21 protein-coding genes are annotated in these 19,885 nt (G+C 71.3%); 13 read left to right on the forward strand and 8 right to left on the reverse strand.

Annotated features, from left to right (window positions below):
- Window positions 1–53: 53 nt before the first annotated feature.
- Together mscL and CACI_RS11415 are read left to right on the forward strand one after the other, a co-directional pair.
- A complete protein-coding gene (mscL, locus tag CACI_RS11410; protein WP_223297512.1) occupies window positions 54–467 on the forward strand; it encodes a large conductance mechanosensitive channel protein MscL in 414 nt (137 codons plus the stop codon).
- 95 nt (window positions 468–562) lie between these two features.
- Window positions 563–1,054, forward strand: a complete 492-nt coding sequence (locus CACI_RS11415; protein ID WP_012786503.1) for a DUF1003 domain-containing protein — start codon at window positions 563–565, stop codon at window positions 1,052–1,054.
- 224 nt (window positions 1,055–1,278) lie between these two features.
- Here CACI_RS11415 and CACI_RS45405 read toward each other — a convergent pair whose 3' ends face one another.
- Together CACI_RS45405 and CACI_RS52245 are read right to left on the reverse strand one after the other, a co-directional pair.
- Window positions 1,279–2,190, reverse strand: a complete 912-nt coding sequence (locus CACI_RS45405; protein WP_012786504.1) for a D-alanyl-D-alanine carboxypeptidase family protein — start codon at window positions 2,188–2,190, stop codon at window positions 1,279–1,281.
- 79 nt (window positions 2,191–2,269) lie between these two features.
- Window positions 2,270–3,031 carry a helix-turn-helix transcriptional regulator gene (locus tag CACI_RS52245; protein ID WP_012786505.1) on the reverse strand — a complete coding sequence of 254 codons (762 nt, stop codon included), beginning with the start codon at window positions 3,029–3,031 and terminating at the stop codon, window positions 2,270–2,272.
- 236 nt (window positions 3,032–3,267) lie between these two features.
- On the opposite strand from CACI_RS52245, the gene moaA reads away from it, so the two are divergent.
- Complete coding sequence (gene moaA / locus CACI_RS11430; protein WP_012786506.1) at window positions 3,268–4,257, forward strand: GTP 3',8-cyclase MoaA; 990 nt, start codon at window positions 3,268–3,270, stop codon at window positions 4,255–4,257.
- 79 nt (window positions 4,258–4,336) lie between these two features.
- Window positions 4,337–5,143 carry an isocitrate lyase/PEP mutase family protein gene (locus tag CACI_RS11435; RefSeq protein ID WP_012786507.1) on the forward strand — a complete coding sequence of 269 codons (807 nt, stop codon included), beginning with the start codon at window positions 4,337–4,339 and terminating at the stop codon, window positions 5,141–5,143.
- Window positions 5,144–5,167: 24 nt separating this feature from the next.
- Here the strand turns inward: CACI_RS11435 and CACI_RS11440 are convergent, their stop codons facing one another.
- The 4 genes from CACI_RS11440 to CACI_RS11455 form a co-directional block, all read right to left on the reverse strand.
- Window positions 5,168–5,392 (reverse strand): hypothetical protein, encoded by a 225-nt coding sequence (locus CACI_RS11440; RefSeq protein WP_041541560.1) that lies wholly within the window; start codon window positions 5,390–5,392, stop codon window positions 5,168–5,170.
- 215 nt (window positions 5,393–5,607) lie between these two features.
- Window positions 5,608–6,030 carry a DUF3099 domain-containing protein gene (locus tag CACI_RS45410; RefSeq protein WP_012786509.1) on the reverse strand — a complete coding sequence of 141 codons (423 nt, stop codon included), beginning with the start codon at window positions 6,028–6,030 and terminating at the stop codon, window positions 5,608–5,610.
- 98 nt (window positions 6,031–6,128) lie between these two features.
- Complete coding sequence (locus CACI_RS11450) at window positions 6,129–7,547, reverse strand: metallopeptidase TldD-related protein (protein WP_012786510.1); 1,419 nt, start codon at window positions 7,545–7,547, stop codon at window positions 6,129–6,131.
- Window positions 7,544–9,055, reverse strand: coding sequence for a TldD/PmbA family protein (locus CACI_RS11455; protein WP_012786511.1), 1,512 nt, complete (start codon window positions 9,053–9,055; stop codon window positions 7,544–7,546). Before CACI_RS11455 ends, CACI_RS11450 begins: the two co-directional genes overlap by 4 nt.
- 167 nt (window positions 9,056–9,222) lie before the next feature.
- Between CACI_RS11455 and fabG the strand changes: the two genes are divergently transcribed.
- From fabG to CACI_RS11495, 8 genes are all read left to right on the forward strand, one after another.
- On the forward strand, window positions 9,223–9,927 hold the full coding sequence (fabG, locus tag CACI_RS11460; RefSeq protein ID WP_012786512.1) for a 3-oxoacyl-[acyl-carrier-protein] reductase: 705 nt from the start codon (window positions 9,223–9,225) through the stop codon (window positions 9,925–9,927).
- A 4-nt stretch (window positions 9,928–9,931) separates the two neighbouring features.
- Window positions 9,932–10,702, forward strand: a complete 771-nt coding sequence (fabI, locus tag CACI_RS11465; RefSeq protein ID WP_012786513.1) for an enoyl-ACP reductase FabI — start codon at window positions 9,932–9,934, stop codon at window positions 10,700–10,702.
- A 306-nt stretch (window positions 10,703–11,008) separates the two neighbouring features.
- Window positions 11,009–12,565, forward strand: a complete 1,557-nt coding sequence (locus tag CACI_RS11470) for an MFS transporter (protein ID WP_012786514.1) — start codon at window positions 11,009–11,011, stop codon at window positions 12,563–12,565.
- Window positions 12,566–12,834: 269 nt separating this feature from the next.
- Window positions 12,835–13,656 (forward strand): MerR family transcriptional regulator, encoded by an 822-nt coding sequence (locus CACI_RS11475; RefSeq protein WP_041540164.1) that lies wholly within the window; start codon window positions 12,835–12,837, stop codon window positions 13,654–13,656.
- Window positions 13,657–13,794: 138 nt separating this feature from the next.
- Complete coding sequence (locus CACI_RS11480; protein WP_012786517.1) at window positions 13,795–15,540, forward strand: MFS transporter; 1,746 nt, start codon at window positions 13,795–13,797, stop codon at window positions 15,538–15,540.
- A gap of 160 nt (window positions 15,541–15,700) precedes the next feature.
- Window positions 15,701–16,150, forward strand: coding sequence for a MarR family winged helix-turn-helix transcriptional regulator (locus tag CACI_RS11485; protein ID WP_012786518.1), 450 nt, complete (start codon window positions 15,701–15,703; stop codon window positions 16,148–16,150).
- 122 nt (window positions 16,151–16,272) lie between these two features.
- Window positions 16,273–16,464, forward strand: a complete 192-nt coding sequence (locus CACI_RS11490) for a hypothetical protein (protein WP_012786519.1) — start codon at window positions 16,273–16,275, stop codon at window positions 16,462–16,464.
- A complete protein-coding gene (locus CACI_RS11495) occupies window positions 16,464–16,970 on the forward strand; it encodes a SixA phosphatase family protein (protein WP_012786520.1) in 507 nt (168 codons plus the stop codon). The genes CACI_RS11490 and CACI_RS11495 overlap by 1 nt, the downstream gene beginning before the upstream one ends.
- 55 nt (window positions 16,971–17,025) lie before the next feature.
- On the opposite strand, the gene serB is transcribed toward CACI_RS11495, so the two are convergent.
- Window positions 17,026–18,315, reverse strand: coding sequence for a phosphoserine phosphatase SerB (serB, locus tag CACI_RS11500; protein WP_012786521.1), 1,290 nt, complete (start codon window positions 18,313–18,315; stop codon window positions 17,026–17,028).
- A 177-nt stretch (window positions 18,316–18,492) separates the two neighbouring features.
- On the opposite strand from serB, the gene CACI_RS11505 reads away from it, so the two are divergent.
- The gene (locus CACI_RS11505; protein WP_012786522.1) at window positions 18,493–18,936 is read left to right on the forward strand and encodes a DUF3592 domain-containing protein; all 444 of its coding nucleotides are present in this window, start codon (window positions 18,493–18,495) and stop codon (window positions 18,934–18,936) included.
- 89 nt (window positions 18,937–19,025) lie between these two features.
- On the opposite strand, the gene CACI_RS11510 is transcribed toward CACI_RS11505, so the two are convergent.
- Window positions 19,026–19,799 carry a hypothetical protein gene (locus tag CACI_RS11510; RefSeq protein WP_012786523.1) on the reverse strand — a complete coding sequence of 258 codons (774 nt, stop codon included), beginning with the start codon at window positions 19,797–19,799 and terminating at the stop codon, window positions 19,026–19,028.
- Window positions 19,800–19,885 lie beyond the last annotated feature (86 nt).

A 19,885-nucleotide genomic window follows, 5' to 3' on the forward strand; every position in this document is an offset into this window, starting at 1 on the left:
TTTAGCCTCCCACCGATGCGGCGTGCCCTCTGTGCGGCTGCCGCCCCCCACTCGTGGAAGGTTCGCCCACCTTGTTCTCCGGTTTCAAAAAGTTCCTGATGCGCGGCAACGTCGTCGATCTCGCGGTCGCCGTCGTCATGGGCGCGGCGTTCGGCGCCATCGTCAACTCGCTGGTCAAAGACATCATCATGCCGCTGATCACGGCCATCTTCGGCAAGCAGGACTACACGAAGCTGAGCTTCAAGATCCACAATTCCACGTTCGCCTACGGCGACCTGCTCACCAACGTCATCACCTTCCTGAGCATCGCCGGCGCGGTCTACTTCCTGATCGTCATGCCGATCAACCACTTCAACGACCGGCGCAAGGCGCGCCTGGGCATCCCGGAGCAGGCCGCGGCGCCCACCGACGTGCAGCTGCTGGCCGAGATCCGTGACCTGCTGGCAGCGCAGCGCAACAGCCGGTGACGCTCAGAGGACTCTCACGGCACCGCAGCCCGCGGCCGCGACGAGTTCCGAGGTCAGCGACGAATCCCTGACGCCGCTCTGCGACACTCGCTCGCATGACCGCACAAGCTCAGCTCAAGTCGACGGTGAAGTCCGCTGTGAGGCACATAGCCCCGGGCAGCTGGCGCCGGCACCCCGGCGTCCGCACCGGCGAGCAGCTCACCCGGGGCGAACGCGCCGCCGACAAGATGCGCAACAGCATGGGCTCCTGGATGTTCGTCTTCGTCGCGGTGGCCTTCCTGGCCGTGTGGATGACCCTCAACGTCCTCCTGGACACGTCGACCGGCCACACCTTCGACGCCTACCCGTTCATCCTCCTCAACCTGGTCCTGTCCTGCGTAGCGGCCCTCCAAGGCGCGATCCTCCTGATCGCCGCCAAGCGCTCGGACCAGGTGGCCAGCGAACTCGCCCAGCACGACTACGAAGCGGACTGCCAGTCCCGCGAGATGCTCCAGGTCCTCACCGAGGAGTTCGCAACCCTGCGCACCCAGCACGCCGAGCAGAGCCAGCAGCTGGCCGAGCTGATCGCGCGGCTGCCGCAGGGGTAGGGCGGCGGGGTCGCTTCGCTCGTTTACGGCGACGACAGCGATGAGGGATCCGGGAGCCACAACTGCCGGCCGCCAGCGCAGCCCGGACACCCACCACCGAACTGCGCCCCCTGCGAGGCCATCAAACCGTGCGCGAAGCCGTAAAAAGGCTTCTAAAGCCCACAAATCAACCGCATTCAATTACCCGACCAACCATCCGAACCAACCACCCGAAGCGCCAACGCCTACGGATGCGGCAGCAGCGACGGGCAGCCCTGGGTCTTGTACCGGGACTGGTACTCGAAGTGCCAGGTCTCGTCGGCGTAGCGGCGGCACAGGCCGTACTTGCCCTTGGTGGCCTCCAGCCAGGAGGCGGCGGAGGGCGGGGCGATGTCCATGGCGTAGCCCTGGACGTGGGCGGATTCGTTCGGCGGGAGGGCGTATTGGCGTGCGGCTTGCGGGGAGCCGAGTTGGGCGACCCAGCAGTCGAAGACGCGTTGCTGGTAGGTGGCGGATCGGTAGCCGGAGTTGAGCAGGAAGGTCAGGCCGGCGGTTTTGGCGTCCTTCTGGGCTGCCAGGAACGCGGTTTGGGCGCTGCGGGTCATGCCGCTGAAGTTCTTCGCGATGTCGGCGGGGGTGTCGTGGGTGGCGTTCTCGCAGTCGCCGCCTTCGCCGGCCGGGGCGTTGGTCGGGGCTGTGGAAGGGCTCTTGGTCGGGGTGGGCTTGGGCGTCGGGGAGGGCGTCTTGGCTGCCGTGGCGGGCGGCGGGGTGGTGCTCGTCGAGGTGGGGGCGGGCGGAGTGGTGGGGTCGGTGGTCGGGGTGGTCTGGTCCGAGGTCGCCGGGGGCGTCGGGCTCTGGGCGTTGCTCGAGGCGGCGGCGTTCAGCGCGGTGTCGTGCTTCGCGGGGTGCGCGCGGCCAGCGAGGGCTCCCGCCGTCCCGGCCACGGCCAGCGCGGCCACGGTGACGCCGCCGATGACCAGCCAGCGGCGGGGGCTGCGCGCGGCGCCGGGCTCGCGGTAGCCGGCGGAGCCGTAGCGGTCGGCCTGCGGGCCGTGGGCGAAATCGTCCCCGGCCTCGGCTTGGGCCGCCGCCTCCGCCGCGGCGCGGCCGATGTCCTCGGCGGCCGGCTCCCGCGGCGTTTGATCGCGCTGTTCCATGTCAGGAAAGACGTGTGAGGGGTGCCGAGCGTTGCCATGTCGGGGGTCTCGGTTCTGTCACAACAGATCTGGCGCTGCGTCAGGAACGCCACCGCGTCGCGGCCTGCACGCGGCAGCGGACGCCGAGCTTCACGTAGGCGTGCTCCAGATGCTTGTCGACCGTCCGAGGGCTGATTCCCAGCCGGGTCGCGATCTGCCGGTCGGTCAGTCCTCGGCACAGCAGATCCAGCACGTCCGCCTCGCGCGGGGACACCTTCTCCCGCCGCGCTCCCGGACCGCCGAACGGCGCCAGCGCCCGGCCGATCCGGTGCCGCACCGCCTCGGCGACCGCCACGTCGTGCTGCGTGAAGTCGGGGGAGGCGCGGTTGAAGAGCACGACGATCCGGCGCTCCTCGTCCGGCCGCACCGCCATCACCAGCTGCCGCCGCGCGCCCAGCGGCGCGAACAGCGCGGGGAAGACCGGCAGCCGGTGGAACTCGTGGTCGGTCTGCAGATCCGAGCGCCGCGTCGCGGTTCCCGGGCCGTGCCAGGCCGCCGCCATCAGCGGATCGTCGGCGTGCGCGGCCAGGAGCGCGGCCTGCTCGGCGTTGACCGCGCCGGGCGGCTCGGCGCGCCAGGTCGCCGGATGCCGCTCGTGGGCGGCCAGCCACAGCACGGTGTCGGCCGGGACGGTGCGCCGGAGCACCGGCAGCAGCCGGTCCACCAGTTCGCTCTCCTCCGCCACGCCCAGCAGGGCGTCCGCCACGGCCAGGATCCGCCGCAGCCCGACCTCCCCGGGCGTGGGTACGCGGGCGCCGGGAGCGGACCGCGGATGGGGCGTACGTTGGGCCGGGGACGGCATGGGGTCACCTGCGATCGCGGGAGCGGCGGCTTCGGTGTCGGGGATCGGCGATGGTGGCGCTGCGTGGCGGGGCACTGCCGGAGGGTGGACACCAAGCAGCCTAGCGAGCCTCAGCGGCCTCGGGAACGCCCATCTGTCCCGGTCTTCGCTCCGTGGACGGGAACAACCCGCTGTTCTGAGAAGCTGGGAAGGTAAGACGGGATCTTCCCCGGGAGTCTGCGGAAAAGAGGGGCACGATGCTGGTCGACACGTTCGGCAGAACGGCGACGGACTTGCGGGTGTCCCTGACCGACCGCTGCAACCTGCGCTGCACCTACTGCATGCCCGCCGAGGGACTGCCCTGGCTGCCCAAGGCCGAACTGCTCTCCGACGAGGAGATCCTGCGCCTGATCGGCATCGCGGTGCACCTGCTCGGCGTGGACCAGATCCGCTTCACCGGCGGCGAGCCGCTGGTGCGTCCCGGTCTTGCCACTCTCGTGGCGCGGGTGGCGCAGCTGGACCCGCGCCCGCGCATCTCGCTGACGACCAACGCGCTCGGCCTGGCCCGCCTGGCGCCGACGCTGAAGGACGCCGGGCTGGACCGGGTCAACGTCTCGCTGGACACCCTGGACCCGGCGGTCTTCCGCGAGCTGACCCGCCGCGACCGGTTCGCGGACGTGGTCGCCGGACTGGAGGCCGCGGCCGCCGCCGGGCTGACCCCGGTCAAGGTGAACAGCGTGCTGATGCGCGGCGTCAACGACACCGAGGCTCCGGCGCTGCTCAGATGGTGTCTGGAGCGCGGTTACGAGCTGCGCTTCATCGAGCAGATGCCGCTGGACGCCCAGCACGGCTGGGACCGGCAGCAGATGGTGACCGCCGAGGAGATCCTGGCGACGCTGGAGCGCGAGTTCACCCTGACGCCCGAGGGCAAGGCGGTGCGCGGCGCGGCGCCGGCCGAGACCTGGCTGGTCGACGGCGGTCCGGGGCGCGTCGGGGTGATCGCCAGCGTGACCCGCCCCTTCTGCGGTGACTGCGACCGGGTGCGGCTGACGGCCGACGGCCAGGTGCGCACCTGCTTGTTCGCCCGCGAGGAGTCCGACCTGCGCGGCGCGATGCGCGACGGCGCGAGCGACGAGGAGCTGGCCGAGCGCTGGCGCGTGGCGATGCTGGGGAAGAAGCGCGCGGCCGGGATCGGCGAGCCGGGCTTCGTGCAGCCCGAGCGGCCGATGTCGGCGATCGGCGGATAGCCGCGGCCCGCGTGGCGACACGGATTCAGCTCAGACCGAATCCGATGCGACCGTCGGTGGCGTCTGATTCGCTGGACGCATGACATCTCAGCTCGACAAGGCCACCGGGTTCCACGCCCTGCACGTCCCCGGCACACCCCTCACTCTGGCCAACGCCTGGGACGGCGCCAGCGCCCGCATCGTCGCCGCGACCGGCGCGCCCGCCGTGGCGACCACCAGCGCCGGCGTCGCGTGGGCCCTGGGCACGGCCGACGGCGGCCAGGTGGACCGCGACCGCGCGGTGGCGCTGGTCCGGCGCGTGGTGGACACCGTCGAGGTGCCGGTGACCGCCGACATCGAGGACGGCTTCGGGCCGGACGCCGGCGCCGTGGCCGAGACCGTCGCGCGGGTGATCGCGGCCGGGGCGGTCGGGGTGAACATCGAGGACGGTCCGCGCGACCCGGCCGAGCTGGCCGAGCGCATCGCCGCCGCCCGCGGCGCCGCCGAGAAGGCCGGCATCCCGCTCTACATCAACGCGCGCATCGACGTGTTCCTGTTCCAGCTCGGCGCCGAGCAGGACCGCCTCGGCGAGACCCTGGCGCGGGCCGAGCGCTACCTCGCCGCCGGCGCCAGCGGCATCTTCGTGCCCGGCGTGGCGGCGCCGGAGACGATCGGGGAGCTGGTGAAGCGGATCGACGCGCCGCTGAACGTGATGGTCGGGCCCGGCGCGCCGCCGGTCGCCGACCTCGCCGCGCTCGGGGTGGCGCGGGTCAGCCTGGGCGCCGCGGTCGCCGAGGCGGCGTACGGCCTGGTCCGGCGGGCCGCCGAGGAGCTGGCCAAAAGCGGGACCTACACGGCGGTCGAGGGCGGGATTCCGTACCCGGAGCTCAACGGTCTGATGAGCTAAGCGTCTGCCCGGCCCGGTCCGGCCTCACTCCGGTGGGGTCCCCGGCCGGAACGGCTCGACCTCGATGAGGAACCCGCGCACGTCCAGGAAGTCGGCCAGGTGCTGCCGGTGCTCGTCGCAGGCCAGCCACACTTTGCGCCGGTCCGGCGTGTGCAGTTTCGGGTTGTTCCACACCACGCTCCACGCCGCCGGCGTGCGGCAGCCCTTGGCTGAGCAGAGGGCGGTGGCGGGCGAGTCGTCCGAGGTCACGAAGCCACCATAGAACAGCTTCGCGGAGCAGGTGCCCGCCGAGACGAGGACGCGGCGTCGAACGGCCACGGGGGGAGCCGCTCGACGCCGCAGTGGCGCCCCGACGGGGGTTCAGGGCGCAGGTAAGAAGTATGACATGCGTAGACCCGCTAAGGGAATGGGCCCCTTACTTTTGCCGGGGCGGTGCGGGGACGCCGCGGGACCGGCCGACCGGGTCAGTCGTCGTCGCCGACGATGCGTCCGGACAGCGGCTCCTCCGGTCCGCCGGCGTCGCCGGCTCCCGGCTTACCGCCCTGGTCGGGACCGGTTTTCCCGCCGCTCTGCCCGCCTTGCCCGGGCAACAGGGCCCGCTGCTCGGCGATCGTGAACGGCGAGTCGGCGCCCGGCTGCGGCTCGCGTCCGCCGTTGGCGTACACCACCGCCACGTAGGGGAGAACCAGCGCCAGAGCCGCCAGTCCGAGCTTCCACGGCCAGTCGATCGGCAGGAGCACGATCAGCAGGAACGCCGCGACCCTTATCCCCATCGCCATGAGGTACTTCGACTCGCGCGACCGGATGTCCTGGCTCAACGGTTTGGGGGCGTCGGTGAGCCCGAAGACGACGTCCTGATGCCCGCGCTTGTCCCGCCCGATCCGCATACTCCCAGGCTACGCCCGCCGTCACGGCGCATGACAGGACCCCGCCGACTCCGTGTCGGCGGGGTCCTGATAGGGCGTCGCGGCGGTGTTCGCGCAGGCTAGGAGGCCGGGCTCACCGAGGACATGTTGAAGTCCGGGATCCGCAGCGCCGGCATCGCGGTCCGGTTGAAGTAGTCGCCCCACTCCCGGGAGAAGGTCCGCTCGGTCTGCCCGGCCTCGGCGATCCGCGAGAGCATCGACACCGGCGACTCGTTGAACCGGAAGTTGTTCACCACGCCGACCACCTCGCCGCCCTCGACCTTGTACACGCCGTCCCGGGTCAGCCCGGTCAGCAGCAGGGTCTGCGGGTCCACCTCGCGGATGTACCACAGGCTGGTCACCAGCAGGCCGTCGCCGGTCGCGGCGGTCATCTCGGCCAGCGAGGGACCGGTCCCGCCGGGCGTCGCGTCCAGGATCAGGTTGTCGACCCACGGCGCCACCGGGACCTTCGCCGCCCCCGCGGTCTGCCGGGTGCTGAGCAGCGTGGAGAGCTCGCCGTCCTTGATCCACTCGGTCGGGGCGAGCGCGAGGCCGTTGTCGAACACCGACTCGTAGGCGTTCGAGGAGTACGCCGTCGCGTAAGGAGCGCACTCCAGCCCGGGTGCGTACGGGTCGCTGCGCAGCGTCGCCTTGATCGCCGAGGAGCCCGCGACGTTCTCGCCGAGCTTGGACCCGCCGCCGCTCTTGCTGAACACCGAGCGGCCGTCGAGCGCGTCGCGCAGCGCGGCGTTCCAGTACGCGTAGATCATCAGATCGGCGACCGAGGACGGCGGCAGGATCGTCTCGTAGCGCCCGGCGGGCAGGTCGATCTTGCGCTTGGCCCACTCCAGGCGGCGTGCCAGATCCTGGCCGGCGGCCACGACGTCCACGTCGGAGAAGTCCGCGGTCGGCACGCCGCTCCACGCCGAGCGGGACCGGTCGCCGGACTTGGCGTTGAGCTGCACCGAGCCGGTGGGCTGCGCGTGCCGCAGCCGCAGGCCGGCCGACGAGCCCAGGTACTGGGTGCCCATGCTGTGCTCGGCGTAGCCGAACAGCAGGTTGCCCTCGGCGCGCGCGGCCGCGAGGGTCTCACCGAGCGCCGGGGCGAAGGAGGAGAACACCGAGATGTCGGTCTGCGCCGGCGGCTCGTCCCAGTCCGCCGAGGAGCGGCCGGCGACCAGCTCGAAGGCGTCCTCGGCGGGCCCGGACTCCTCGGCGGCCTTCTCGCTGGCCCGGACCAGGTCCTCGATGGTGGACAGGTCCACCCCGGAGCGGCCGACCACGCCGGCCGAGGCCGAGGCGGCGCCGGCCGCGCCGTTCTTCACCGAGATCACCGTGACGGACTGCCCGGCCGAGACGCCGTTGGTGGTCAGGGTGTTGTTGGCCCAGCGCAGGTTGGCGTCGGTCCCGGCGTCCACGAGCACCACGGCGCCGTCGGCGCGCGAGAGCTCCAGGGCCTTGTCGACCAGCTGCTGCGGGGTGGAGTGCTGGGTGCTCACTGTCCGGCCTCCTGGACGGTGTTGAGGATGCGGATGCCGCGGAACAGCGCGGTCGGCGCGCCGTGGCTGACCGGCGCGACCTGCCCGGGCTGGCCCTTGCCGCACTGGAAGGAGCCGCCGACGACGTAGGTCTGCGGGCCGCCGACGGCCTCCATGGCGCCCCAGAAGTCGGTGGTCGTGGCCTGATACGCGAAGTCCTTCACCTGGCCCTTGATCTCGCCGTCCTCGATCAGGAAGGCGCGCTGCCCGGTGAACTGGAAGTTGTAGCGCTGCATGTCGATCGACCACGACTTGTCGCCGATGATGTACAGCCCGCGCCGCACGCGCGAGATCATCTCCTGGACGGAGGGACCGTCCGCGGCCGGCTGCAGGGAGACGTTGGCCATGCGCTGGATCGGGACGTGCCCGGCGGAGTCGGCGAAGGCGCAGCCGTTCGAGCGGCCGCCGTTGAGGCCCTTGAGCTGCGCGATGCGGCGGTCGAGCTGGTAGCCGGCCAGGATGCCGTCCTTGATGATGTCCCACTTCTGGGTCTGCACGCCCTCGTCGTCGAATCCGACGGTGCCCAGACCGTGCTCGGAGACCCGGTCGCCGGTGACGTTCATCACGGGGGAGCCGTAGGTCAGGGTGCCGAGTTTGTCCAGCGTGGCGAACGAGGTCCCGGCGTAGGCGGCCTCGTAGCCGAGCGCGCGGTCCAGCTCCGTGGCGTGGCCGATGGACTCGTGGATGGTCAGCCACAGGTTCGAGGGGTCGATGACGAGGTCGTACTCGCCCGGCTCCACCGACGGCGCGGCGAGCTTGTCCCGCAGCAGGCCCGGGAGCGCGTCGAGCTCGGCGTCCCAGTCGTGGACGCCGTTGCCGGTGAAGAACTCCCAGCCGCGCCCGACCGGCGGGGCGACGGTGCGCATGGTCTCGAAGGCGCCGGTCTCCTCGTCCACGGCGACCGCGGTCAGCGCGCCCTCGGTCCGGACCCGCTGCTGGGTCAGGCGGTTGCCGGCCAGGTCGGCGAAGTACTTGCACTCCTGGACGGCCTGGAACTCGGCGTCCACGTGCGAGACGCCCTCGGCGCCGAGCAGCCGCTCGGACCAGCGCTGGAAGTGCCCGATCTTCTCGGCGTCCGGGACGTCGAAGGGGTTGATCTCGTAAGAGGAGACCCAGACGTGCTCGCCGTGCGGCGGCTCCGGCGCGAGCACCACGGGCTCGGAGTTCACCGGCTTGGACACCTTGGCCACCTCGACGGCCTGCTCCGCCAGCGCGGCGGCCGTCTCGGGCGTGAGCGCGACACCGGCGGCGAAGCCCCAGGTGCCGTCGTACACGACGCGTACGCTCAGGCCGCTGTCGGAGGAGTCGCTGACGCCGTCGACGTTGCCGTCGCGCAGATTGATGTTCTGGGAACGGACGGTCTCGACGCGGAAGTCGGCGTGCTCGGCGCCCAGGTCGCGGGCCCGGGACAGTGCCGCCTCGGCGAGATCGCCCAAGGGGAGCGAGGTGAAGGACTCGTCTACGGTCATACCGCCAACCTAATGCCGAAGCGGCCTTCGAGGTCGGTTGTGGAGGTCCTACAAAACACCGGCGGGACGATCTATGCCCACCGTGGTTGCGGCTACCGCCGGGTAGCCCGATAGCTTGGCACGGACGCCTTGACGAAGAAGAACACCGCGGAAACAGGAGTGCTGAATTGAGCCGGTCCGTACTGGTCACCGGGGGAAACCGGGGAATTGGCCTGGCCATCGCGAAGGCCTTCGCCGCCGCCGGGGACAAGGTCGCGATCACCTACCGCTCGGGCGAGGTCCCCGAGGGGCTGTTCGGCGTGAAGTGCGACGTGACCTCCGCCGAGGACGTCGACCGCGCCTTCGGCGAGGTCGAGGCCCAGCAGGGCCCGGTCGAAGTGCTCGTCGCCAACGCCGGCATCACCCGCGACACCTTGCTGCTGCGGATGAGCGACGAGGACTTCGAGGCGGTGCTGGACACCAACCTGGTCGGCACCTTCCGCGCGGCCAAGCGCGCCAGCAAGGGCATGCTGCGCCTCAAGCGCGGCCGCATCGTCCTGATCTCCTCGGTGGTCGGGCTGTCCGGCTCGGCCGGGCAGGCGAACTACGCGGCGAGCAAGGCCGGGCTGGTCGGCTTCGCGCGCTCGGTGGCCCGCGAGATCGGCTCGCGCGGCATCACCTGCAACGTGGTCGCCCCCGGCTTCGTGCAGACCGACATGACCGCGGTCCTGTCCGAGGACCGCAAGGCCGAGATCCTCAAGCAGGTGCCGTTGAACCGCTACGCGACCACCGACGAGGTCGCCGGGGTCGTCCGGTTCCTGGCCTCGGAGGAAGCCGCGTACATCACTGGAGCCGTCATCCCGGTTGACGGCGGACTGGGAATGGGTCACTGAAGCAATGGGAATCCTCGAAGGCAAGCGCATCGTCGTCACCGGCGTGCTCACCGACGCCTCCATCGCCTTCCACGCGGCGCGCATCGCGCAGGAGGAAGGCGCGCAGGTGGTCCTGACCGCGTTCCCGCGGCCCTCGCTCACCCAGCGCATCGCCAAGAAGCTGCCGAACGGCGACGCGCCGGTGATCGAGCTCGACGTCACCAACGCCGAGCAACTCGCCGGGCTCGCGGACAACGTCAAGCAGCACATGGACGGTGTCGACGGGATCGTGCACAGCATCGCGTTCGGCCCGCAGGACGCGCTCGGCGGCAACTTCCTGAACACCCCGTGGGAGTCGGTGGCGACCGCGGTGCACGTCTCGGCCTACTCGCTGAAGTCGGTCGCGATGGCGCTGCTGCCGCTGTTCCCGGAGACCGGCGGCTCGATCGTCGGGCTCGACTTCGACGCGCAGGTCGCGTGGCCGGGCTATGACTGGATGGGCGTGGCGAAGGCGGCGCTGGAGTCCACCTCCCGCTACCTGGCGCGCGAACTGGGCTCGCGCGGCATCCGCAGCAACCTGATCTCGGCCGGTCCGCTCAAGACTATGGCGGCCAAGTCGATCCCCGGCTTCGAGAAGTTCGACGGCGTGTGGGACGAGCGCGCGCCGATCGGCTGGGACCTGACCGACATGGAGCCGACCGCGCGCGGCATCATCGCGCTGCTGTCGGACTGGTTCCCGCGCACCACCGGCGAGGTCATCCACGTCGACGGCGGCGTGCACGCGATGGGCGCCTGAGCGCCTGAGCGTCACCGGCTTGATCAGCGGCCGGGTCGGACCCCTTGTTCGTCGAGGGATCCGACCCGGCCGTTCTCGATAAGTGCGGTCTTGCACCCAGCCGCCCCCACGCCGCCAAATTCAGGCGAACCTGTCAGTGGTCTCGGCTAAAAAGGAGTCGTACCCGCCGGTGAAGGCGGGGACACCATCAATCTGAGGCCGCCGGACCCGCGATATTCGCGATATAGCTTGACAGCGGCAGTACGCGTTATATCGTGTGCTGCGAGCGAACACGAGCTGGGCCCGCGGCCGGCACGGAGGGGAAACATGAGCGAGGCGGTGAGCGGTACCGAGGACCTGGTCCTCCCGGTGGCCGAAGCGGTACCCGAGGACGAGCGACCGTCTAAGGGCAAGAAGAAGGATCCGAGCCAGTCGGCGATTCCGAAGGGCGCGTGGGCGGTGATGTTCACCGTGCTCGGCGCCTCGATGATGGACCTGCTGGACGCGACGGTGATGAACGTCGCCGCGCCGTCCATCCGCAACGGTCTCGGTGCCTCGAACACCGAGTACCAGTGGATCAGCACCGGCTACGTGCTCTCCTTCTCCGTGCTGCTGATCGCCGGCGGGCGCCTGGGCGACATAGCCGGGCGGCGCCGGATGTTCCTGATCGGCCTGACCGGCTTCACGATCATGTCCGCGGTCTGTGCCATCGCGCAGAACCCCGGCGAGCTGATCGCGGCCCGCCTGCTGCAGGGCGGCGCCTCGGCGATGATGATCCCGCAGGGCATCGGCATGATCCGGGAGAAGTTCGGCCGGGAGAACAGCCAGAAGGCCTTCGCGATCTTCGGACCCTTCATGGGTCTGTCCGCCGCCCTGGGCCCGGTGCTCGGCGGCGCGCTGATCACCTACTCCTCCTGGCGCTGGGTCTTCGTCATCAACCTGCCGGTCGGCGTGATCGCGCTGTACTTCGCCGCCAAGGTGCTGCCGAAGGTGCACCACAGCGCGGGCACCCGGCCGAAGCTGGACGTCATCGGCCTGATCTTCTGCTCGGCCGCGGTCGGTCTGCTGGTCTACCCGGTCATCCAGGGCCGCGAGCACCACTGGGACGCCGGCATCTGGCTGATGCTCGCCGGGTCGGCCGTGGTGATGGCGCTGTTCGCGGTCTACGCGCGGGCCCGGCACAAGCGGAACCTGGATCCGTTCCTGGAGACCAGCTTGTTCCGTAAGCGCGCCTTCACCACCGGGACCATGACCATCTTCCTGTTCTTCGGCGCGTGCGCGGCGGCCTTCACCGTCAGCCCGCTGCTGCTGCAGGTCTCCCTGGGCTGGTCGCCGCTGCGGGCCGGGCTCACCGGCGCGTGGTGGTCGCTGGGCACGATCATCTCGATGGGCGCCGGGCAGGCCTTTGTGAAGAAGACGCCGCGCCGGGTGCTGCACGCCGGCCTGCTGACGCTGGCCGCGGGCATGGCGCTGAGCGCGTACATCATCAAGCACTACGCGGGCACCACCTTCACGCTGAACGCCGAGCACCAGCCGATCTGGCACAGCGGGGTGACCAGCTGGAACCTGGCGCCGGCGCTGCTGGTGTCCGGGATCGGCATGGGCCTGGTGTTCGCGCCGTTCTTCGGTCTGGTGCTGGCCGCCGTGGACGACCACGAACTGGGCTCGGCCAACGGCGTGATCAGCTCCTTCAACCAGCTGGGCAACGCGGTCGCGGCGGCGCTGTTCAGCACGCTGTTCTTCAACAAGGTCGAGAGCGGCGGCTCGCCGTTCCCCGCCGCCGAGCTGGTGTACTGGCTGGCTGCCGGAATCCTGGTGCTGACCTGGTTGCTGGCGTTCACGGTGCCGAAGACGGCGCGCAGTGAGGACGAGATCATGGTGTGACGCCCAACGGCGATCACACCGGCGGACTGCGGGGGATCGGGGGGATCCGGGGGAACCCGCGGGGGGAGCAGGAGGGGACGGGGAAGAAGGTGGCCCGGCGCGTCATGCGCCGGGCCACCTTCTTTTCCCGCTCCCGCCTCCTGCCGGTAGCTTGACCTCGAGTTATGCCAGGTACTTGACCTCGCCCCAAGGGCGGGCCCGAGGGTGGAGCCCAGGCCGTCCGACGAAGCGGGCGGCCGGATTCGAACCGATGAGGACACCGATTCGCGATGCCCGAGTCCGAGATGCTGACCAGCGGCGAGTTCAGCCGGCGCGCCCGGCTTTCGCCCAAGGCACTGCGCTTGTACGACCAGCAGGGCCTGCTGGTGCCCGACGAGGTGGACGCCGTCAGCCGCTACCGCCGCTACCGCGTCGGCAGGCTGGCCGACGCGCGGCTGATCGTCTGGCTGCGCCGGCTCGACATGCCGCTGGCCGACGTGGCGCGCGTCCTGGCCGCCCCGGCGGCCGAGCGCGAGGCGCTGGTCGCGGCGTACTGGGAAGCGGCGGAGGCGAAGTTCGCCGCCCAGCGCTGGCTCGCGGCGCGGGTGCGCGAAGAGGTGTCCGGCCACGAAGGAGCCCATCGCATGACGCAGGAAATCCTGACCCGCGACGTGCCGGCGCAGCTGGTCCTCACCGAGCAGCGCCACGTCACCCCCGAAGAACTGCCCGGCTGGATCGGCCAGGCGATGATGCGCCTGCTCGCCGCGGCCGATCCGGTCGGCGGCCCGGCGGCCGACCCCTTCGTCGTCTACCACGGCGAGATCAACCACGACAGCGACGGCCCGGCAGAGGTCTGCGTCCCGGTCGACCCGGCGCGCGCGGCGGCCCTGACCGCCCCGACCCGCGAGGAGCCCGCGCACCGCGAGGCCTACCTGCGGATCACCAAGGCCCAGGTGGAGTTCCCGCAGATCCTGTCCGCCTACGACGCGGTCAGCCGCTGGCTCACCGCCGCCGGCCACACCGCCGCCCTGCCCCCGCGCGAGGTCTACTTCACCGACTGGGACGCCGCGGGTCCGGACGACGACGTGTGCGACATCGCGTTCCCGATCTGAGGACCGCCGGCCGGCCGCGGAGGGGGCGGTCGGCCGGCGGCCCGCGCCGCCCGCGGCCACCCCTCGTCTTGTCAGTCCCCCCCGCTCCCCATATAATTAGCATGGCTAAACTATGTAAGTGACAGAGGGCGGGATCGTATGACTGCGACACAAGCTTCCAGCGCGACTGGGAAGGCCGTCCGCGGGCCCGACCATCCGCACTACAAGTGGGTGGCGCTGTCCAACACCACGTTGGGCATGCTGATCGCGACGATCAACTCCTCCATCGTGTTGATCTCGCTGCCGGCGATCTTCAACGGCATCAAGCTCGACCCGCTGCAGCCCTCCAACGTCAGCTACCTGCTGTGGATGCTGATGGGCTACATGCTGGTCACCGCGGTGTTCGTGGTGGCGCTGGGGCGGCTCGGGGACATGTTCGGGCGCGTCAAGATCTACAACTCCGGGTTCCTGGTCTTCACCGTCTGCTCGATCGCGCTGTCGCTGGACCCGTTCCACGGCGCGATGGGCGCGATGTGGCTGATCGGGTGGCGCGTGTTCCAGGCCATCGGCGGCGCCATGCTGATGGCGAACTCCGCGGCGATCATCACCGACGCCTTCCCGGCCGCGCAGCGCGGCATGGCGCTGGGCATCAACATCGTCGCGGCGATCGCCGGGTCGTTCATCGGGCTGGTGCTCGGCGGCGCGCTGTCCGAATGGAACTGGCGCACCGTGTTCTGGGTGAACGTGCCCATCGGGTTGATCGGCACGGTGTGGGCCTACAAGTCGCTGCACGACACCGGGATCAGACAGAAGGCGCGCATCGACTGGTGGGGCAACCTCACCTTCGCCGCCGGCCTGACCTCGCTGCTCGCCGGCATCACCTACGGCATCCAGCCCTACGGCGGGCACACGCAGGGATGGACGAACCCCTGGGTCGACGCCGGGCTGATCGGCGGCATCGTCCTGATCGTCGTCTTCTGCGTGATCGAGGCGAAGATCTCCGATCCCATGCTGCCGATGACGCTGTTCAAGAACCGCGACTTCAGCACCGGCAACCTCGCCAACCTGCTCGGCGCCATCGCCCGCGGCGGCTTGCAGTTCATGCTGATCATCTGGCTGCAGGGCATCTGGCTGCCGCTGCACGGCTACGACTACAAGGACACGCCGCTGTGGGCGGGCATCTACATGATCCCGCTGACCCTCGGCTTCCTCGCGGCCGGACCGATCGCCGGGCACCTGTCCGACAAGTTCGGGCCGCGGGTGTTCGCCTCCGGCGGTCTGCTGGCGATGGCGGCGTCGTTCGCGGGCTTGCTCCTGATACCCACGAACTTCTCCTACTGGGTGTTCGCGCTGCTCATCTTCCTCAATGGCGTCGGCGGCGGGTTGTTCTCCGCGCCCAACACGTCGCTGATCATGTCCAGCGTCCCGACACGCATGCGCGGTGCCGCCTCCGGTGCGCGCGCCACGTTCATGAACGCCGGCATGGTGCTGTCGATGGGCATCTTCTTCTCGCTCATGGTCGCCGGGCTCTCCAGCTCGCTGCCGCACACCTTGTCCACCGGGCTGGCCGCGCAGGGGGTGCCCGCCGGGACCGCGACGCAGATCTCGCATCTGCCGCCGGTGGCGACGCTGTTCGCCGCGTTCCTCGGCTACAACCCGATGCAGCAGCTGCTCGGTCCCTCGACGCTGCACGCGCTGCCGGCCTCCAACGCCCAGACGTTGACCGGCCGGGAGTTCTTCCCGCACCTGATCTCAGGTCCCTTCCACGACGGCCTCATGGTCGTGTTCTGCCTCGCCATCGCGATGGCGGTGATCGGCGCGGTGGCCTCGGCGCTGCCCGGCGCGAAGACCACGCCGGAGCAGGAGGAGACGGCCGCCGGACAGAGCGCGGCGGCGACCGCCTGAGGCCGGTCCCGCGCCGCACGCGCGGCGTGGGACCCGCCTGGGGCGCCGGGGGTCGGTAGATTGTGAGTCGGGCAGTGTGTTTCACTGTGCCCCACTTCCGCCACACCGCTCCGACTCCGTCTCCCGTGCCGCCGCGCCCCGCGCTCCTGTGAAGGACCCGATGAACTCATCGCCGACCCAGCCCGACACCGAGGTCGCCGCCCGTCTGCGGGTGGCACTGGGCCGCCTGAACCGGCAGCTGTTGCAGCGGCAGTCGGAGGCGAGCTTCGCGCAGCTGTCCGCGCTGTTCGTGATCGAGAAGTGGGCGCCGATCCGGATCGGGGACCTGGCGCAGCGCGAGAAGGTCGCCGCGCCCTCGATGACCCGGACGCTCAGCGGTCTGGTCGCCGCCGGCTGGGTGCAGCGCGAGCCCGACCCGGACGACGGCCGCTCGTTCATGGTCACGCTCACGCCCGGGGGCGAGGCGCTGATCAGCAAGGTGCGCAAGCAGCGGACCGCCGCGCTGGTGCAGGGCATGGAGCGGCTGACCCCGGCGCAGCTGGAGGCGCTGCACGCGGCCGTGCCGGTGCTGGAGCAGCTCGCCAGCGAGGTCGAGCCGAAGCAGCGCTGAGCCGGTCCTGGATCTGTACCGGACCGTTCCGCGCCGGCACCGAACCGGGCGCCGATCGAGCCGACACCTCGACGGGACCCCCGGAAGCGCCCTGGCAGGAAAGCGATGGGAGACTGGCTGGCATGACGGCAGCAAGCGAGGAGCCCAAGGTCTCTGTCCCCGAAACGCCCGCGGACGCCGAATGGCCGCCGCGTGAGTGGCGCGAGGCGCAGCGCGGCACCGGCGCCGGCAGCATGTACCGGCTCCTGGGCCTGATCGGGCTGATCATGGTGGTCCTGGTGGTGCTGTCCTTCTGGGGCCTGGCCAACGGCTGATGCGGCACACCCTGATCCTGCTCCGGCACGCCAAGTCCGACTGGCCCGAGGGCATCGCCGACCATGACCGTCCGCTGACCGCGCGCGGCCGCCGCGACGCCCCGCGCACCGGCGTGTGGCTGGTCGAGCACCACCGCGTGCCGGACCGTGCCGCGGTCTCCACCGCGCTGCGCACGCAGGAGACCTACGAACTCGCCGCGGAGAAGTTCCCGGCCAGTCCCGAGGTCCTGCTCAAGGACGAGCTCTACGCCGCCTCGGCGGGGGAGATGCTGGAAGTGGTCCGCGAGACGCCCGAGAGCGTCGGGACCCTGATGGTCGTCTCGCACAACCCCGGCACGCAGCTCCTCGCTCTCGCGCTGGCCGACGAGACGCGTCCGGAGCTGGTCGCCGAGGTCCGCGCCGGCTATCCGACCAACACGCTGACCGTGCTCGAGTTCGACGGGGCGTGGGCCGCGCTGGACCCGGGTGCGGCTTCGATCGTGGCTGTGGAGTCGCCGCGCGGCTGAGGCTGCGCGGCGGGGTGCTCAGGGCAGCCCAGGGCAGTCCAGAGCTGCTTTGAGCTCAGGCGGCGGGCTGAACGTTCCGAGCGCGCTGCGCCTTCTTCGGCGCCGTCTCCGCCGGGACGGTCTCGATGGCCTCTTCCGTGGCGTCCGCGACCTCGACCTCCTCGCGGGTGATCCCGAGCAGGTACAGGATCGTGTCCAGGAACGGCACGTTCACCGCGGTGTCCGCCTGCTCCCGCACCACCGGCTTGGCGTTGAACGCCACCCCGAGTCCGGCGGCGGCGAGCATGTCCAGGTCGTTGGCGCCGTCGCCGATCGCCACGGTGTCCGTGACCGGCACGCCGGCGGCCTCCGCGAACTCGCGCAGCGCCGCCGCCTTGCCCGCGCGGTCCACTATCGGTCCGACGACGCGGCCGGTCAGCTTGCCGTCCTCGCCGATCTCCAGGGTGTTCGCCAGCGCGAAGTCCAGCCCCAGTTCGTCCCGCAGCGAGTCGGTGACGTGCGTGAACCCGCCGGAGACGATGCCGACCAGGTAGCCGAGGCGTTTCAGGGTGCGGACGAGGGTGCGGGCGCCGGGCATGAGCCGGACCGAGGCGCGCACCTCCTCCAGCGCGCCGGCGTCGAGCCCTTCCAGCAGGGCGACCCGCTCGCGCAGCGACCCGGCGAAGTCCAGCTCGCCGCGCATCGCCCGCTGGGTGATCCCGGCGACCGCCTCCAGGCAGCCGGCGCGGTCCGCGAGCTCCTCGATCACCTCGCCCTCGATGAGCGTGGAGTCCACGTCCATGACCACCAGCCGCTTGGCCCGCCGGCTCAGGCCGGCGGCCTGCACCGCGATGTCGGCGTGCTCCTCGGCGGCGACCCGGGCCAGGCGCTCGCGCAGCAGGTCGGGGTCGGCGCCGGAGACGTCCAGCTCGATCGCGGTCACCGGGTACTTGGCCAGCCGCACGATGCGGTCGATGTTGCCGCGGCACTCGGCGATCTCGCGGGCCAGCGCCGCCATCGCCGAGGGCTTGAGCGGGGCGCCCAGGACGGTCACGTGCGTGCGGCCCTCGCGGCGCTTGCGGTTGTCGCCGAGGCCGGTGACCACCTCGACGTCCAGCCGCTCCTCGGCGGCCCAGCGGTGCAGGTCCAGGCGCAGCTTGCGCAGGCCGTCCGGCTCCTCGGGCGCGCCGACCAGGACCGCCAGCACCAGCCGGCCGCGGACCACGACCTGCTCCACGTCCACGACCGGGACGCCGAACGGCTCCAGCGCGGCGAACAGGCTCGCGGTGACCCCGGGACGGTCGGCGCCGTAGACGGTGACCAGGACGGTTTCGGCGGGCGGCGGCAGGGCGAGCGCGGTGTTCATGGTGCGATCCACGGTACCGGGGGCGCGGCGCGCGGCCGAGCAGTGTCCGGCTGCTGGGCGCCGGCGAGTCGGCCGCGCTGTCCAGCACCGGCGGCGCGCCGGGCCGCGGTGTCCCATACGGGTGATGTCTGCTCTGTGAACAGGCTCACCGAGGCGGTATCGCCCTAGCATTGAGGTATGGCCGCGGACGATTTGTCCTTCGTCGCCGGGTTCCTCGCCGCGTCCGGCCTGTTCTGGATCGGGGGCGGGGTGCTCTGGCTGGCCGCGTGCGCCCGCAGACTGGCGCGGCTCCGGCTGCGCCTGGTCGGCGTGCCGGCGCGGGGCGAGGTGATCGGGATGGTCGTGTCCTGCGACGCCTCCGGGACGGTACGCAACGCGCCGCGGGTCCGCTACTTCGCGCAGGCCGGTCCGCCGGTGGTCACCCGCGCCTACGGCTACCGGCCGCATCAGAGTGTGGCGACCGGGGCGCAGGTGCGCCTCTGGTACGACCCGCTGCGCCCGGAGCGGATCCTGGTCTCGCGCTTCGATCTGAAGCCGCGCGACTGGCTGGAGCTGGTCGGGGCGCTGGCGGTGCTGGCGATCGGGGTCGGGATGGAGTTCGCCGCGCTGACCATGGGGTGAGGGTCGGCGGTCGGCGGTTGGCTGTTGGTTGTCGGTTGTCGGTTCGTGCGTCGTCGGTGCTCGGTGCTCGGCGGATCGCCGGCGCACCGTCAGTGATTCGGCTCCAGGATCGAGTGGTACGCCGCCAGCTGCGCCCGCCGCGTCACCCGTTCCAGGTCGATCAGCGCCGAGGCGCGCAGCCGGGACTCCATCGCGGTCACGCTGCCGCCCTCGTCCTGCCCGGCCAGGTCCGCGATCGCCGCGAGGCGCTGCGCCTGCGTCAGGACCTTGACGGCGCGCGGCGGATAGCCCGGCGCCAGCACCGCTTCGGGCGCGCGGCCGTGCCCGCGGATCGCCGCCAGCGACTCGGCCAACTCCGGACGCCAGCGCGCGACGTCGAGCCGCGCCAGCTCCTCGGCCGCGTCGCGCAGCGCCGCGTTCATCTCGCGTTCGGCCTCCGACAGCGTGGGCACCGGCGCCGCGCCGGTCTCCACCGGCGTCACCGTCCAGCGCACCGCGTGCCCGCGGTCCCCGGCCGGGCCGTAGCCGTCCACCGAGGGCACGATGCCCAGCGCCGGCCCGTCGGTCAGCACCGCCTCGCCGGCGGCGATCGCCGCCTGGTTGAAGGCCGCCGGGCCCTTGAGCCCGAGCGGATCGCCCGGGCGCGGCAGCGCGAGGCGCAGGCCCGTGACCCCGGCGGCGCGCAGCCGCCCCAGCGCCACGGTCCAGCTCACCTCGCCGTCCTCGCCCGGCACGCCGGCCACCCGGTGCGGCTCGTCGCCGTCCGTCCGGACCTGCTCGGCGGCGGTGTCCAGACTCGTGTGCCCGGCGAGCCACGCGTTGCCCCAGGCGACGAGGCGCCCCGACCGGTGTTCGCTCAGCATGGGGACCAGGGTACGTGGCGGTGCCCACGGACGACTCTGGCGGACATGTGGGTGGCCTAAGCTAGGCGATCGAAGATCGAGGCCTG

Source organism: Catenulispora acidiphila DSM 44928, assembly GCF_000024025.1.
In the GTDB taxonomy this organism is placed as follows: domain Bacteria; phylum Actinomycetota; class Actinomycetes; order Streptomycetales; family Catenulisporaceae; genus Catenulispora; species Catenulispora acidiphila.